The organism is uncultured Phascolarctobacterium sp. (assembly GCF_934190775.1).
Lineage (GTDB): Bacteria > Bacillota > Negativicutes > Acidaminococcales > Acidaminococcaceae > Phascolarctobacterium_A.
The window spans coordinates 1-15,159 of the sequence record NZ_CAKPTG010000015.1 but is presented as its reverse complement, the minus strand read 5'-3'; the positions used below and the strand labels follow the sequence as shown (position 1 = coordinate 15,159).

At 41.2% G+C, this 15,159-nt stretch carries 14 protein-coding genes; 11 read left to right on the top strand and 3 right to left on the bottom strand.

The window, feature by feature from the left end:
- Positions 1–10: 10 nt before the first annotated feature.
- Positions 11–787, bottom strand: a complete 777-nt coding sequence (locus tag Q0G26_RS08470) for an IclR family transcriptional regulator (RefSeq protein WP_293829846.1) — start codon at positions 785–787, stop codon at positions 11–13.
- 312 nt (positions 788–1,099) lie between these two features.
- Here Q0G26_RS08470 and Q0G26_RS08465 point away from each other — a divergent pair, with 312 nt between their 5' ends.
- Positions 1,100–2,344 carry an Nramp family divalent metal transporter gene (locus Q0G26_RS08465; RefSeq protein ID WP_293829844.1) on the top strand — a complete coding sequence of 415 codons (1,245 nt, stop codon included), beginning with the start codon at positions 1,100–1,102 and terminating at the stop codon, positions 2,342–2,344.
- Between the two features lie 49 nt (positions 2,345–2,393).
- The gene (locus Q0G26_RS08460) at positions 2,394–3,383 is read left to right on the top strand and encodes an agmatinase family protein (protein WP_293829842.1); all 990 of its coding nucleotides are present in this window, start codon (positions 2,394–2,396) and stop codon (positions 3,381–3,383) included.
- An 86-nt stretch (positions 3,384–3,469) separates the two neighbouring features.
- Here Q0G26_RS08460 and Q0G26_RS08455 read toward each other — a convergent pair whose 3' ends face one another.
- Positions 3,470–4,030 (bottom strand): hypothetical protein, encoded by a 561-nt coding sequence (locus tag Q0G26_RS08455; RefSeq protein WP_293829840.1) that lies wholly within the window; start codon positions 4,028–4,030, stop codon positions 3,470–3,472.
- A 150-nt stretch (positions 4,031–4,180) separates the two neighbouring features.
- On the opposite strand from Q0G26_RS08455, the gene Q0G26_RS08450 reads away from it, so the two are divergent.
- The 8 genes from Q0G26_RS08450 (at position 4,181) to Q0G26_RS08415 (ending at position 12,562) form a co-directional block, all read left to right on the top strand.
- The gene (locus tag Q0G26_RS08450; RefSeq protein WP_293829838.1) at positions 4,181–4,918 is read left to right on the top strand and encodes a phosphatase PAP2 family protein; all 738 of its coding nucleotides are present in this window, start codon (positions 4,181–4,183) and stop codon (positions 4,916–4,918) included.
- A gap of 158 nt (positions 4,919–5,076) precedes the next feature.
- On the top strand, positions 5,077–5,499 hold the full coding sequence (locus Q0G26_RS08445) for a very short patch repair endonuclease (RefSeq protein ID WP_293829836.1): 423 nt from the start codon (positions 5,077–5,079) through the stop codon (positions 5,497–5,499).
- Between the two features lie 25 nt (positions 5,500–5,524).
- Positions 5,525–6,529 (top strand): DNA cytosine methyltransferase, encoded by a 1,005-nt coding sequence (locus Q0G26_RS08440; RefSeq protein WP_293829833.1) that lies wholly within the window; start codon positions 5,525–5,527, stop codon positions 6,527–6,529.
- Entirely contained in the window at positions 6,526–7,347 is an 822-nt protein-coding gene (locus Q0G26_RS08435) for an Eco47II family restriction endonuclease (protein WP_293829831.1), read from the top strand. The genes Q0G26_RS08440 and Q0G26_RS08435 overlap by 4 nt, the downstream gene beginning before the upstream one ends.
- Before the next feature lie 73 nt (positions 7,348–7,420).
- Positions 7,421–9,325 carry a P-loop NTPase fold protein gene (locus tag Q0G26_RS08430; RefSeq protein ID WP_293829829.1) on the top strand — a complete coding sequence of 635 codons (1,905 nt, stop codon included), beginning with the start codon at positions 7,421–7,423 and terminating at the stop codon, positions 9,323–9,325.
- A 127-nt stretch (positions 9,326–9,452) separates the two neighbouring features.
- Positions 9,453–10,916 carry an NAD(P)/FAD-dependent oxidoreductase gene (locus Q0G26_RS08425; RefSeq protein WP_293829827.1) on the top strand — a complete coding sequence of 488 codons (1,464 nt, stop codon included), beginning with the start codon at positions 9,453–9,455 and terminating at the stop codon, positions 10,914–10,916.
- Between the two features lie 2 nt (positions 10,917–10,918).
- Positions 10,919–12,187, top strand: a complete 1,269-nt coding sequence (locus tag Q0G26_RS08420) for an NAD(P)/FAD-dependent oxidoreductase (RefSeq protein WP_009145285.1) — start codon at positions 10,919–10,921, stop codon at positions 12,185–12,187.
- A 12-nt stretch (positions 12,188–12,199) separates the two neighbouring features.
- A complete protein-coding gene (locus Q0G26_RS08415) occupies positions 12,200–12,562 on the top strand; it encodes a DUF1667 domain-containing protein (protein WP_009145284.1) in 363 nt (120 codons plus the stop codon).
- A 770-nt stretch (positions 12,563–13,332) separates the two neighbouring features.
- Here the strand turns inward: Q0G26_RS08415 and Q0G26_RS08410 are convergent.
- Complete coding sequence (locus Q0G26_RS08410) at positions 13,333–13,641, bottom strand: hypothetical protein (protein ID WP_293808641.1); 309 nt, start codon at positions 13,639–13,641, stop codon at positions 13,333–13,335.
- Positions 13,642–13,903: 262 nt separating this feature from the next.
- Between Q0G26_RS08410 and Q0G26_RS08405 the strand changes: the two genes are divergently transcribed.
- On the top strand, positions 13,904–14,788 hold the full coding sequence (locus tag Q0G26_RS08405) for a YitT family protein (RefSeq protein ID WP_293829826.1): 885 nt from the start codon (positions 13,904–13,906) through the stop codon (positions 14,786–14,788).
- Positions 14,789–15,159: the final 371 nt, after the last annotated feature.

Below are 15,159 nucleotides of genomic sequence, written 5' to 3'. Positions count from 1 at the left end.
TTTAAAAGGCTTATTTTTGCGTACCAATCAAACCGCCGACCTGATCAGCAATCTGCTTCAGGTCATGCACTAAATTTTTTTCCAGACGGGGCATGGCACTGGCAAAGACAGTGACACTGACAGTGCCGATGAGGTCTTTATTTAAATCAAAAATTGGTACAGCGATACTGCCGACATCAAGATTAAATTCTTCTTTTTCCACAGAATAGCCTTTAACCGTAATTTCATCTAGCTGTTTTTGCAGTTCCTGTTTATTTTTTAAGGTATACGGCGTATAGGGCTTAAATTCAATATCGTCCAGATAATCAGGACGTGCAGGAAGCAGTACATGCTTTAAAAGCAGCTTGCCTGATGAGGTAACGTATTCTGGCAGAGGTGTATATTCTGACAAGGTGATGTAATAAGAGGTGCTGACGGGATAGGCACAATAAATCGTGACAATTTCATCCTGATTGACAATCTGCAGGCTGGCAGTTATATGATACTTTTCTGCTAACGCGTTCATCAGAGGTTTACAGAGAATGATATAAGAACGGATTTGGCTTTGGATGATGCCAGCTTTGCTCAGAAAAAAGCTACCCAGACGGTAATGATTAGTGTCATGGTCTAAAAGCAGCAGATTGTTTGCTACCATTGTATTGATAAGTCCGCGGGCTGTGTTGACGTTCAGTTTTGTTTTGGCGCTGATTTCGTTGATGCCTATCTCGGGTTTACTGTTGGTGAAGCAGTTGAGAATATCAATAGCGCGTTGGACTGATTGAATTAGCTTTGGTGTAGTAGTAGTCATGATAATGCTCCTTCGATATCCGTTATACATTAAAGATATTATAACATATATTTAGACTGACAATAAAGAGCTGTCTAACCTCTTTTGTATTACGTTATTTTTGATTAGTGCAGGCTAATTCGCCATTTCAACAAGTAAAATATCTGAAAATGTAATATGTGGAGATATTTTGGATAAATGGGAGAAAAAAATCTTGACAGAGCTACTGTAAAGTGATATAAGAAATACTAACAGACGATAATATAAAAAGAAAAACGATAATGTAAAGCGAAAACGTCTGGCACATTTATTTTTTTGAGGGGGCATTATATAATGCAAAAGGAAACAAATGGTGCTAAAGCACCGCGTCACTTTACTTTTAAAGAAAAATTAGCTGCTTTGGGACCAGGTTTTTTAATCTGCGGTTCCTTTATCGGTCCCGGTACCGTAACAAGCTCCACCAGAGCCGGCGCCGGTTATGGCTATGAATTATTATGGTGCATAGTCTTTTCTGTAATTGCTGTTATTGTTACACAAGGTATGGCAGCGCGTTTGGGCGTAGTAACTCAAAAGGATCTGGCAGAAACTTTGCAGATTGCTTTTGATGACCGTCCGCTGCTTAGAAAATTCCTTGTAGGTCTGGTTGCTGTTGCTATCGCCGTAGGCGGCTTTGCTTATATGGGCGGAGATTTGACCGGCACTGCTTTGGGTGTCAGCGCCTTGACCGGCGTTTCGACACATATCATCGCACCTATTTGGGGCCTGTGCATTATGGTGCTTTTGAGCTTTGCCGGTGATGCTTTGAAATATCTGGAAAAGCTTTTGGCTGTCTGCGTTGTAGTTATGTGCATTGTTTTTCTGATTACAATGATTGTTGTACAACCTAATCTTGGCGAATTGTTTGGCGGTCTTGTACCGCATATTCCGGAAGGTTCTTTGATGACCTGCCTGGCTTTGATTGGTACTACCGTTGTTCCGTATAATATGTTTTTACATGCTGCCAGCGCTAAGCGTACCTGGCATAGCGCCGAAGAGCTGCCATTGGTTGCCTTTGGTACTAACATTCCGATGATTATCGGTGGCATTGTAACCGGTGCGATTTTGATTACCTCCGCTGCCGTTATGCAGGGCATGACCGTTAAAAATGCTATGGATATGGCAGTTCAGCTGCAGCCCACTCTTGGTGATTTTGCTCAGCCGTTTATGGCTGTAGGCCTGGTTGCTGCCGGTATTTCCAGCGCTGTATGCACACCGATGGGTGTATCCTATGTGCTTGCCGGCTTGTGGGGCTGGAAGACTGACAGAAGCGATAAACGCTTCATCATCACTAATGCAGCAGTTCTTGTAACCGGTATTGTTATCTCCGCTTTCGGCTTTAATCCGATTGCGCTGATTATGACGGCACAGGCTGTTAACGGTATCGTTCTGCCTGTAGTTGTAGGCGTAACAGTTTACCTTACCTGCAGCAAGAAAATCATGGGTGAATTTACTAACAGTACTCTGCAAACTGCATTAGGCTGGATAATCTTCTTAATCAGCTTATATCTTGGTCTTAGCAGCGTTATCAGCCTGTTCTGATCTTATGTATAAAATAGTGAATTTTTGACTAGGAAAGAAGGATATTTTAATGAAAGACAGTAGACCTACTATCTATGACCCTAATTTTTTACCGACTAATATTTATAGTGGCGTTCCGACATTCTTGAATCTGCCTGTATTGGAAAACAAGGAAGATTTAAAGAAGGTTGATGTTGCTGTTATGGGTGTGCCTTGGGAAGGCGGCTGCACTATTGGCGGTTATTCCTCCTGCACTGATGGTCCTAAATCCATCCGTACTGCTTCTATTCGCTATACCGGCTATCTGCCTGATTTTGATATTGACTCTTTTGAACATCTGACCGGTGGTGATTATGGCGACGTTGCTGTACAAAATGGTAACTATGAATTTACCTTTGCACAGATTCGTGAAAGATATGGCGAGCTGCTGGATGCCAAATGTGTGCCTATTGTTTTAGGCGGTGACCATGGTATCGCTTATCCGCTGATTAGCGAAATGGCTAAACGCCATCCGAAAAAAGTAGGCGTACTGCATTTTGATGCACATCTGGATAACTACGATAACTTCGGTGATGACAAATACTCTCGTTGCTCTCCGTTCTTCCAGCTGTATAATGACCCCAATATGGATGCAACCAAGATTGCTCATATCGGTATCCGCGGACCGCGTAATCATCAGCAGGAATACAGAAACGCCCAAAAATATGGTGCTACCGTTATTCCCTGCCGCGAGATTAAAGAAGAAGGCTGGAAGGCCGCTATTAAAAAAGCTTTGGCTGTAGTTTCCAAGGATACGGAAGTAATTTATATTACTATCTGTGCCGATGCTCTGGACGCTGCTTATATGCCGCAAGGCCCGCAAGATATGGGCGGTCTGACCAGCTATGAGCTGTTGAGCATGGTGCATGAGGCAGCTCTCGCCGGTGCCTGCTCTCTGGATTTCGTAGAAATTTATCCGGAAAACGGTACTTTGCAAACAGCATCTCATGTTGGCTGCTGGTTGGCGCTGTACTTCCTTAACGGTGTTGCTGAACGTCGCATGAAGCTGGAAAGTAAATAATTTAAAATACAAGAAGAGCAGTCTGTGCAGATGCAGACTGCTCTTTTGCTGTTCTAAAGTTTTTTGTGTGGCAAACGCTATATTTTTTACCACCCTACACCAATCCAGGGGCCATGGTGGTGATGGCCGCCGCCAATGCCGATACCTATGCCAATCGGGAAGTTCCAGCCACCCCTGCGGCTTTGCTTTTCACGTTCAATCTTCATAAACCACAGGCGATAGATTTTACCGCCGTTGTCCAGCTTTTTCGGTGTATCCTTATCAGTGATAATCTTATAGCCGTTGAAGTTGGTATTGGAGCTTTCATAATCGCTGAGCATTTTGTTCATCTGCGCAAAGGTATCCTTGTTATTGGTATATAAGCGCAGCATTTCTGTATTGGGCATGGCCAAAATCAACTGCTTACGCAAAGAGCGGTCTGTTGCCAACCCTTGGTAAACCTCTACCCTGTCATCTTTAATTTTTACATATAGCAGGTCTTCGTTACTGCCGGCCTGCAATCGTTCATTCATTACTGCTACGCTGATGATTTCAATCGGTTTGATTGAGTCAGCATCATCTGCAGCCTTAGTTTTTTCTGCGGCGAGCGCCAGCGCGCTGCAGCAGCACATCAATAAGCAGGTTAACAGTAAAAGCAGCTTGCGCATAATTCTCACTCCTTTGGAAGCTGATAGGAAAAATCCTCAGAAAAGACTTATATAATCCTCAATTATATGGTATCATATTTACGTAAATTTGTTAACTGAACTTTAGGTGATATCTGAGGGACAGTGGAATTTGAAATACGAGGAGACTATATGAAGAAAAATAACCTGATCTGGATAATTATCTGTAATATCCTGGGCGCACTGCTTTTGGGCAGCTGGCTGGCAAGCACCCCTACCGCCGGCTATCACGGACCGTGGCTGGCACTTGACCAGAGCGTATTCTATTTCTTTAACCAACAGCTGGCTAAGGGAACAGCCTTTACGTATTTTACGGCTTTTGTTAATCTGCGTGCCTTTGATGTGGTGGCGTTTGTGGCGATGCTGGCGATTTTTTACAGCTATTATCGTAAAAGTAATGTTGAAGGTAAGCGCTGGTTGTTCTGCATCGGCGTTGCTATGCTGGTGAGCGCGGTAATTATTAAGCAGTTTGATAAATTACTGCCGATTGATCGCGTGAGTGCATCTGTTTATTTTGATCAGCTGTATCATAATGTAAACTGGGTTAGCCAGCTGAGCGGCTGGCCTGCCAAGGACCGCTCCGGTAGCAGCTTCCCTGGTGACCATGGCATGATGCTGTTGATATTTGCTGTGTATATGTGGAAATATATCGGCAAGGACGCTTTCATTAAAGCACTTGCTGTATTTGTTATTTTTTCCCTTCCCCGCATTATGGGTGGCGCACATTGGTTTACCGATGTTTTTGTAGGCTCTGTTTCCTTTGTGCTGCTTGTTTTAAGCTGGATTTTGCTGACACCGTTGGCAGATATCTTTATCAGCTGGCTGGAACAGAAGCTGCCGCTGAGATGGTTTGTGAAGAAGAGAGAGTAAAATTTCAGGCTGTTGCCATTTTCGGTTTTGCTTATAGTAATACTGAAATGGCAGCAGCTTTTTTGTATGTTATATGCTATTTCACAGTTCGTTTACTCGAAAGAATTGTAAACATATGGTAAAATATATAAGCAAACACAACTTGTGTGGTGAATATAATGAAGCTGGAAACAACCATTACGCGTTCGAAGATAATGAAATCAATAAAAGGTTCTGATACTGGGATAGAGGTGCGCCTAAGAAAAGCATTGTGGCATAAAGGTATTAGATACCGAAAAAATTTTAAGGTTTTTGATTGTCACCCTGATATAGTAATTACTAAATATAAGATTGCTGTGTTTTGTGATGGAAATTTTTGGCATGGTAAAGAGCTGCAGAAACGTCCTATAAAGCATAATTCCAGTTATTGGAATGAAAAAATTAGGCGTAATGTAGAACGTGATTTGGAAAATACTATTGAATTAAGAGATAATGGGTGGATTGTTTTACGTTTTTGGGAGGATGATATTCAAAACAATTTGCCTAATTGTATCGATGATGTGCTTCGTTATATTTCAATAAGGAAAAGTTTTGGACAATAATATTTAAGGGGGATAATATGTAAGGATGCTTACTACAATAGAGTTATTTGCTGGTGCTGGTGGTCTGGCGCTCGGCATTGAAAAAGCAGGATTTCACACGTTGGCTTTAAATGAATTTGACGCAGATGCGTGTGCGACAATGCGTATAAATCGACCATATTGGAATGTTATTGAAGGTGATGTTGCTAAAATATCATCACTAAATTTAACTGATTTTTTTGGCTTAAAAAAAGGAGAACTTGATTTATTGTCTGGCGGTGCACCTTGTCAAGCATTTTCTTATGCTGGAAAACGATTAGGTTTAGAGGATGCGCGTGGTACTCTTTTTTATCATTATGCTTTGTTTCTTGAAAAGTTACAGCCTAAAATGTTTTTGTTTGAAAATGTCAGAGGTTTATTGAGCCATAATAAAGGTAAAACTTATGAAACTATGACTGCTATCTTTGAGCAAGCTGGTTATACCATTCAAAAAGAAGTTCTTAATGCTTGGAATTATGGCGTACCTCAAAAACGGGAACGATTAATAACTATAGGTATACGCAATGATTTGTTAGGGAAAGTATATTTTGAGTTTCCAAAACAACATGAGTATAAGCCTGTTTTAAGAGATATTTTATTAGATTGCCCTAAAAGTGAAGGCTCGTTGTATTCTGAATATAAAACTAAAATTTTTGAGCTAGTACCGCCTGGTGGTTATTGGCGTGATATTGATCCTGTGATAGCTAAAGAGTACATGAAAAGCTGTTGGGATATGGAGGGTGGCAGAACAGGAATATTGAGAAGAATGAGTCTTGATGAACCTTCTCTTACGGTACTTACATCACCTAGCCAAAAACAAACAGATAGATGTCATCCATTAGAAGCAAGACCGTTTACTATTCGTGAAAATGCGCGTTGTCAGACATTTCCTGATGATTGGAAGTTTTGTGGCAGTGTTGCTTCACAATATAGACAGGTTGGTAATGCTGTACCTGTAAATTTGGCTTATGAAGTCGGTTTGAAAATCAAGGAGGCGTTGGAAAGATTATGACTTGGAATTTAAGCTTTATTACGGAAGAGGATTTTACTAAGCATGTTCAAGATACCATTGAAAAATATGGTGATAAATTAAAATCATTTGATGTACAACGGTTTAATAAAAACATTATCGACCCTGTTAAACTTATTTTTGATAAGACAGTTTACCAAGCTGATTGGAAAGAAACTATCAGTAATGAGATTTTCAGACAGCGTGATAAATCAAACAATAATGATATTGGATATTTTCATCAACGTATATTTCAGTATATTGACAAATGCCATGTACCGGATAATGGCACTGAAGGTGGTTGGGATGTTATCTATAAAAATCCGGAAGGAATAATATTACCTGATGGTTCTTGTGTACATACCGTTTATGTTGAAATGAAAAATAAACATAATACTATGAACTCATCTGCTGCTGGCAAAACTTTTATCAAGATGCAGAACCAATTATTGAAAGATGATGATTGTGCATGTTTTTTAGTGGAAGCTATAGCTAAGAAATCCCAAAATATAAAATGGGAAACAACTGTTGACGGACAAAGGGTTGGACATAAGCTTATCAGGCGTGTAAGTATAGATAAGTTTTATGAGTTAGTTACTGGTCAGGAAGATGCATTTTTTAAACTTTGTATGGTACTCCCTACCATTATTCAAAAAGTTGTCGATAACAATGGGAATAATTTAGTACCCCATGATACTGTATATGATGAATTAAGACTTGCTGCAAGCAATGTAGAAGACAAAGATATGATTATGGAGATAGCAATTTTTATGTTAGGATTTTCGACATATAATGGTTTCTCTAAGCTTGCCAAGCAATAGTTAAATAAGCCTAGCTTGTAGAAGTTTTTTTTTTACAGGTTAGGCTTTTCGATTATAAGTCAGAGGTGATAAAATGTCTGAAAGTCAACAAGAAATAATTAGTGGAATAAAAGTGTATATTAATGAATGTTATTCTGATTATGCTGTTATGTTGAATGGTAGTTGGGGATCTGGAAAAACGTACTTTGTAAAAAATGAATTAATACCAGTATTGGAAGAAATGAAAGCAGTAATTTATATTTCCTTATTTGGAATAAAATGCGTAGATGATTTAATCAATGTTATTACTATGCATGTGTTAAACATCTATTCCAATAAAAGAGCGCAAAAGCGAGCAGAGGTGAATATAGGTCTTAAAATATCAAATAAACAAGCAAGTTCTTCGTTTTCTCAGATACCATCAGTCTTTGTTGGTATTATCAATAAAGGCTTGAGGTTAGTTCCTAATGGTGATAATGCCAAGGCTTTTTTCAGTGATATACAAAAAAATACTATAAATTTTGCTGACTATGTGTTTATATTTGATGATTTTGAGCGTTCTGTGATAGATAAAATAGAATTATTAGGGTTATTTGATGAGATGGTTGAACAGAATCATGCGAAAGTGATTATTGTTTGTAATGAAGTAGCATTGTTAAAAAAAGCAGAAAAAGATGATGAGAATTTCAATAATAAGAAAGCAGTAAACAATACAGAGGAAAAAATCTTAACAGATGACTATAATTTATACAAAGAAAAGGTTGTTGGTTTTACAATTAAGTATGCTGCAGATTTATCAACTGTTTATCGAAAAATATTAGATAATATAGTTGGCAAACAATCACATTGTTATGATTGCTTAATTGAATATAAAAGTGAGGTTTTAGAGTTATTTTCTAGGGTAGGTTCCCATAATCTGAGAACTTTAATTTTTGTTTTAAAGAGATTCAAAGAGCTTGAGCATGAAATAGAATTAGCTTTTGATGATGCTAAAATAGACAAGAAATATTACTCCAGATATATCGCACTAGTTTTATGTAATGTTACTTCAGTTTCTATTATGTATAAAGATTATGGCATGAGTGATGTTTTTATTCCTAAAGATAGAGATGTAGTAGTAAAGCCGTTTTCATCAGATGGTTTTTCCAAAGATATGATAGACTTTAATATAAATAATCATATAAGGTTAAGTAGATATGTGAATCAGTATATCTATGATTATTCATTAAACAAGGGTCTTCTTTTAGAAGATATAACGAGATTTGTATTAGGCGAAATGAATGATATAAAAAATAATACTGATAAAATAGACTCTATTTATTGTCTTGATAGTGACATTGAAGCAAAAAAACGATTGGGTTCAGTGTTAGATGATATTAAGGAAAATCAATATTGTCTTGGATTATATCCGAGAATTTTAAGCAATTTGTTTATTTTGATGGAAACTTTATATGATGATAGTAATCATAAAATAGAGTTGTTAAAAAAGGATATTATAAAAAATGTAGAAGCTAGAGCGGATGAATTTGATGCAAGCAGTTGGCATTATTTCAATAGTGGTAATACGAAAGCGAATGCGTTTAACGAAGAACTTTACAGTATTGTAGAAAAAAATTTTCTTGAAAGAAAAAAGCAAAAATATAGATATGCTTTGGATGATGAAAAAGATTTTGTTGAGCATTTTAGGGAGTTAGTAAAGGATGATAGTTCTATTTTAGGAGATAAAAAAAGTATGTTAAATTGTATTCCTGCTTCTAAAATGATAGACAAATTTATTAATTTACCAAACAGCAATATAAGAGAAATCAATGGTATATTACGTTATTACTATCTTAATGTGAAAAACATAAACGATTTCCGTTCGGGAGATTTAGAGTTATTTAGAGAAATGGAAACCATACTATGCAAGAAAGTCCCATTGGTTAACAGTAAACTTAAAAGACGTCATCTACAATACTTACTTGATTGTATTAGCAGTATTTGTAAAAAACTAGCATAGAGTATCCTTGGGGCATATCATGTCCCACCATGGACTTTTTATTTTCGCTTCCCTCTTCTATTTTTTGCAGATTTGTGATAAAATTTAGATGTATTTTTATGAGAAAATTCAGCAAGGAAGTGACGGAATGGAATTTGTAAAATCTGCTGATGTAGTCGTTATTGGTGGCGGCATTGTAGGTACTGCTGTATTGCGCGAGCTTTCCAAGTATGACCTGAAATGCGTTCTGCTGGAAAAAGAGCCGGACATCGCTATCGGCACTACTAAAGCTAACAGTGCAATTCTTCATGCTGGCTTTGACGCTCCTACCGGCAGCCTCAAAGCTATTACCAACGTTCGTGGCAACGCTCTGTACCACGAGCTGCAAAACGAACTGGACCTGGATATTAAATGGACCGGTTCCCTGGTTGCTGCAACCACCGACGAGGAAATGCAGACTCTGCAGGAGCTGCTGCAACGCGGTAAAAAGAACGGCGTTGAAGGGCTGCAAATCCTGTCTAAAGAAGAAGTTCTTGAGCAGGAGCCTAACCTGACCACTGTCAAGGGTGCTCTGTGGGCTCCGAGTGCCGGCGTATGCTGGCCGTTCGGTGCTGCTATTGCTTTCGCTCAATGCGCTGTACAAAACGGTGCAGAAGTTATCCGCGACTGCAAGGTACTGGGCTTCGTTAAGGAAGACGGCAAAATTACCGGTGTAGAAACCTCTAAAGGCACTATTGCTGCTAAATATGTAGTTAATGCTGCCGGTGTTTATGCTGACGAAATCGCTAAGCTGGCCGGTGATGACACCTTCACCATCACTCCGCGTAAGGGCGAATATATTCTGTTTGATAAGACTGCTTGCAGCAGCCTGGTTTACGGCGTGGTATTCCCCACCCCGACAAAAAAATCCAAAGGTATTCTGGTTTGCACCACTACCCACGGCAACACCTTCATCGGTCCTAACGCTAACGAGCAGGATTCCAAAGAGGATAAGGCTGTTACCACTACCGGCATGAATGAAATCATTGCTTCTGCCAAGAAGCTGATTCCGAACCTGCCGATGGGCGCAGCTATTACCGAATTTGCCGGCCTGCGTGCTGTTTCCAGCACCGGTGACTTCGTACTCGGTCCTTCCGAAAAGGTTGAAGGCCTGTACAATGCTGCCGGCATGCAATCTCCTGGTCTGACTGCAGCTCCTGCAGTTGGCGAGCTGATTGCCAACGAAATTGCTCGCGTAAGCGGCGCTGCCAAGAAGGCTGACTTTAAGGCTGCTCTGCCGAAGCATAAAGCATTCAACTATATGACTGCTGATGAAAAGGCTGCTAAGATTGCCGAAGACAATCTGTATGGCCGTGTAATCTGCCGTTGTGAAACTGTTACCGAGGGTGAAATCGTAGAAGCAATCAACTCTCCTGTTGGCGCACGCACTGTTGACGGTGTAAAACGCCGTACCCGTGCAGGCATGGGCCGTTGCCAGGGTGGCTTCTGTGGTCCGCGTGTTACCCAGATTCTGGCACGTGAGCTGAACATTTCTGTTCCTGAAGTATTAAAAGAACGTACTGATTCCAATATGTTCTACGAAAAATATTCTGCAGATGGCGGGGAGGAATAATAATGAACCAATTATATGATGTAATTATTGTTGGCGGTGGCCCTGCCGGTCTGTCTGCTGCTTACAGCGCATGGCAGAATGGTGCTAAAAAAATCGTTGTTATCGAGCGTGACCGCGAACTCGGCGGTATCCTGCAACAGTGCATTCATAATGGATTCGGTCTGCATCACTTCAAGGAAGAGCTGACCGGCCCCGGCTATGCACATCGCTGCATCGAGCTCGTTGCTGATAAACCTGAAATCGAAACCCTGGTTGATACCATGGTATTAGATGTACAAAACAATAAAACCGTTATTGCTGTTAATCCGGAAAAAGGCTTACTGAAGCTGGAAGGCAAAACTGTTATCCTGACCATGGGCTGCCGTGAGCGTACACGTGGCGCTATCCGTATTCCGGGCGAGCGTCCTGCAGGCGTATTCACTGCCGGCGCTGCTCAGCGTATGGTTAATATGGAAGGCTATCTGCCAGGTCACAAAATTGTTATCCTCGGCAGCGGCGACATCGGCCTGATTATGGCCCGCCGTATGAGCCTGGAAGGCTGCAAGGTTCAGGCTTGCTTGGAAATCTGCCCCTTCTCCAACGGTCTTACCCGTAATATCGTTCAATGCCTGAACGACTATGATATTCCTCTGTACCTCTCCCACACCATCGTTGCTATTCATGGTGAAGAGCGCGTAACCGGTATCACCGTTGCTAAAGTTGACGAGCGTATGACTCCGATTCCGGGTACCGAATTTGATATTGAGTGCGATACCGTACTGCTGTCTGTAGGTCTGATTCCTGAGAACGAGCTGTCCCGCGGCCTTGATCTGGAAATGAACCCGCTGACCAATGGTCCGGTTGTTGACCAGCATCGTGAAACCAGCTTAGACGGTTTCTTTGCTGCCGGCAACGTAGTACATGTACATGACCTGGTTGACTTCGTATCCGAAGAAGCTGAAATCGCAGGCAAATATGCCGCACTGAAGGCTCAGGAGAAAATGGCAACCGAAAACCGTACCGTAACCGTGAAGGCTATTGACGGCGTACGTACCTGCGTACCGCAGAAGCTGACCATGCCTGCAGAAATTCCTGCTGACGAGAAGGTTAAGCTGTTCATGCGTGTTGCTGCACCGCACCGCAAAGTTAAGCTGGAGGTTAAGAGCGGCGACAACGTCCTGCTGAGCCGTCCTCTGCCCGTAGCAAAGCCCAGTGAAATGATTGCCGTAGAAATTCCGGCTGCAAAATTTGCCCAGATTGGTGACGAAGTTACCGTAGGTCTGGTGCTGTAAGGAGGGTATAAAATGGCTGTTGAAACTCGTGTTATGAACTGCATTATGTGCCCTATGGGCTGCGAGATGACTGTTACCATCGAAAATGGTGCAGTTACCAATGTTACCGGCAACACCTGCCCGCGTGGCGCTAAATATGCTAACGATGAAGTTACTGCTCCGAAGCGTATGCTGACCTCTACCGTTGCTGTAGAAGGCGGTATGCTGCCTTTGCTGCCAGTAGTATCTGCTAATGTACTGCCGAAGGAACGCATCCTGGACTGTGCACGCTTCCTGCGTAGCGTAAAGGTTACCGCTCCGATTAAAACCGGTGACGTTGTAGTTAAGGATATTCTCGGTCTTGGTGTAGATATTATCGCCAGCCGTGATATGTAATCAGCTGAGGATTACTTGTTACATATAATATAGTAATAATTTAAAGAGCTGCAGTTGCACTACCCTGCGTAGTGTAAAACTGCAGCTCTTTTTGTGGTGCGCCCAGCATGGGCGATAACTAGGTGGTGAAAGTCCACTACGCGCTCGGTAGCAGGAAGCGTTAGCCGAAGGCAAGGGTGTCCATCGTGAGGTGGAATCTGAAGGAAGCCGGATGCTGTTGCGGAAAATCGACAGCGGGCAAAGTTCTGAGCCGACGAACAGAAACCTTATATAAGGCTGAATTAGAGTGGATAAGTCTGCCGCACAAGATGAAGTCCAATGCTACCCGAACTCTATACAGTAAATAAGGCGGCTACATGGAATGAAAGTTATCGTTCTTACCTGGGGAGGTCTCACAGACGTAAAGTAGGAAATCCGAAATGCGGAGTAAAGCTTGCTGTGAGAAGTCAGCAGAGGTCATAGTACCGTTTTTACGGGAAGGACTGAACAAATACCAGTCTTGAGTAACTGGAGAAAGGAGTCCAACATGATGAAAGCAGAATACCGAAAGGGCTGCCTGCAAAGAGATAGCGTGGAACGCGAAGGGTATGCAGGAGTGCCGAGTGTTGGAACTCGGGACAACAGAGAAAGAGACAATGCAAATCAAGCATTAGGGTATTTGAACCGCCGTGTACCGAACGGTACGCACGGTGGTGTGAGAGGTCGACTGCTCAAATAATGAGCAGTCTCCTACTCGATTATGAGTAATGAGTATGAAAGGAGTATGTTAATCAGGTGTTTTTGGCAATTACCGCACCCAGTACAGCACCGATGATGAAGCTGGTGGTAGCTTTTTTGTTGCTGTCTTTTTTCGTTACGTAATTGTCGTTCTTATGACGCTTGTCGTAGCGGTCATGTCTGTCATAACGATCGTGCTTGTCGTAGCGGTCGTGTCTGTCATAGCGGTCAGAATGACGCGGTGGCGGAGCATCGTGCCTTTCGTGAGCGGATGCTACGCTTGCCAGCGGCAGAGAAAGCACCATGGCAGCCATAGCAATTGCCGTGGTTTTCTTCATATACCTGGTTAATGTTGTCATCATATTTGGCACCTTCTTTCTAATAGTGGTTGTTTACCTTTGTTGCTTTTATTATAAAGGCAGTATATGGCGAAATTATGACGATTTTGCCTGATTTGCAAAAAATAAGCAGAAAAAATTGTAAAGACTTTAGCATTTTACTTATGTGGATATGAAAAAAGTGCTTTATTTACTTGGTTAATACGCAAGCAGAAGATTTTAGGTTATTATAATAGTAGTTATTAATCAACCCCCTTCCCCGTCAGTCGGCAAAGGAGGCTGTAGCATGAAGGCTGTTACCTATCTGAAACAATTTCTTTCCCTGAAGTCCCTGTGCCTGATTATAGGCGGCTCGCTGGTATATTCCATCGGCTTTAATATGTTCATTTTGCCATGTAATCTGTATAATGGAGGCTTTTTAGGGATAGCACAGCTGCTGGGAGATTTTATGAGAAACGTCCTGGGACTGAGCTTTGTTACCGATAACTATATCGGCATTATCTATTTTCTCCTGAATATACCATTGATGCTGTTGGCTATACGCAAGTTCGGCAAGGATTTTTTAGTAAAATCTGCTGTCTGCATCACAAGCTACAGCGTATTGCTGAGCGTTGTGCCTGTTGCGGAACATAATTATTTGCCTGATACGATTACGGCTTGTCTGGCAGGCGGTATCCTGTGCGGCCTGGGCTGTGGCATGACGCTGATGAGCAAGGGCAGCGGCGGCGGTGAGGGCATTCTGGGACTGCTGCTAATGCACCGGTATCATAATATGAGTGTAGGCAAAGTCTTCAATATTATTAATATCTTTGTCTTTGGCAGCTGTATTCTATTATATGATGTTGCTGCGGCAGTCTACTCCATCTTCTTTGCTGTGATTACTTCCGTTGTTTTGGATAAGGCTTATTTACCTAGTATTACGGTAACGATGATTGTAATTACCAAAATAGATTTTGTAGAAGAGGTTATTTTTGCTGCTGTGCATCGCGGTGTAACAAAAATTAAAGGCATAGGTGCTTATAGTGGTGAGGATACCAATGTGTTGCTGACCGTTGTTTCTAAGGTTGAGTCGATGAAATTACGTCACTTGCTGGAAGAATGTGATCCGAATATCTTTATTATTGAATACGAAAATGTCTCGGTGATAGGAAATTTTGAAAAAAGATTATAGAAATTTTTGTTGAAAAAGGAGGTTTTTGAGGGGATTTTTAAGGATTTTTCGTAGATTTTTGAAGAAATTTTAGAAGTTTTTTAGAGCCTTCAAAGCGTGTATACATGATACTTTATTTATCCACGAATCCAAGTGTTTCGTTAAAAAATCCTAAAAAAGTTGTAAAAAAGGTGTTGACATTACCTTGCCTACGTGGTATTATATACAAGTCGCCGGGATACAGCGACAAACACAAACAACAAAGTTGCGAACAAACGCAACAGAGTGAACCTTGAAAACTGAACATAAACCTAGAAAAAGCGAATGTGCGGGTCGAGCGCGAAAGCGCAAGACCAAGTCAAATAACTTCTTTTTTAAATAATAAGAGCTAG

Coding starts and splice junctions, on each gene's coding strand:
- Q0G26_RS08470 (WP_293829846.1), bottom strand. CDS start 787: ATGACTACTACTACACCAAAGCTAATTCAATCAGTCCAACGCGCTATT.
- Q0G26_RS08465 (WP_293829844.1), top strand. CDS start 1,100: ATGCAAAAGGAAACAAATGGTGCTAAAGCACCGCGTCACTTTACTTTT.
- Q0G26_RS08460 (WP_293829842.1), top strand. CDS start 2,394: ATGAAAGACAGTAGACCTACTATCTATGACCCTAATTTTTTACCGACT.
- Q0G26_RS08455 (WP_293829840.1), bottom strand. CDS start 4,030: ATGCGCAAGCTGCTTTTACTGTTAACCTGCTTATTGATGTGCTGCTGC.
- Q0G26_RS08450 (WP_293829838.1), top strand. CDS start 4,181: ATGAAGAAAAATAACCTGATCTGGATAATTATCTGTAATATCCTGGGC.
- Q0G26_RS08445 (WP_293829836.1), top strand. CDS start 5,077: ATGAAGCTGGAAACAACCATTACGCGTTCGAAGATAATGAAATCAATA.
- Q0G26_RS08440 (WP_293829833.1), top strand. CDS start 5,525: ATGCTTACTACAATAGAGTTATTTGCTGGTGCTGGTGGTCTGGCGCTC.
- Q0G26_RS08435 (WP_293829831.1), top strand. CDS start 6,526: ATGACTTGGAATTTAAGCTTTATTACGGAAGAGGATTTTACTAAGCAT.
- Q0G26_RS08430 (WP_293829829.1), top strand. CDS start 7,421: ATGTCTGAAAGTCAACAAGAAATAATTAGTGGAATAAAAGTGTATATT.
- Q0G26_RS08425 (WP_293829827.1), top strand. CDS start 9,453: ATGGAATTTGTAAAATCTGCTGATGTAGTCGTTATTGGTGGCGGCATT.
- Q0G26_RS08420 (WP_009145285.1), top strand. CDS start 10,919: ATGAACCAATTATATGATGTAATTATTGTTGGCGGTGGCCCTGCCGGT.
- Q0G26_RS08415 (WP_009145284.1), top strand. CDS start 12,200: ATGGCTGTTGAAACTCGTGTTATGAACTGCATTATGTGCCCTATGGGC.
- Q0G26_RS08410 (WP_293808641.1), bottom strand. CDS start 13,641: ATGATGACAACATTAACCAGGTATATGAAGAAAACCACGGCAATTGCT.
- Q0G26_RS08405 (WP_293829826.1), top strand. CDS start 13,904: ATGAAGGCTGTTACCTATCTGAAACAATTTCTTTCCCTGAAGTCCCTG.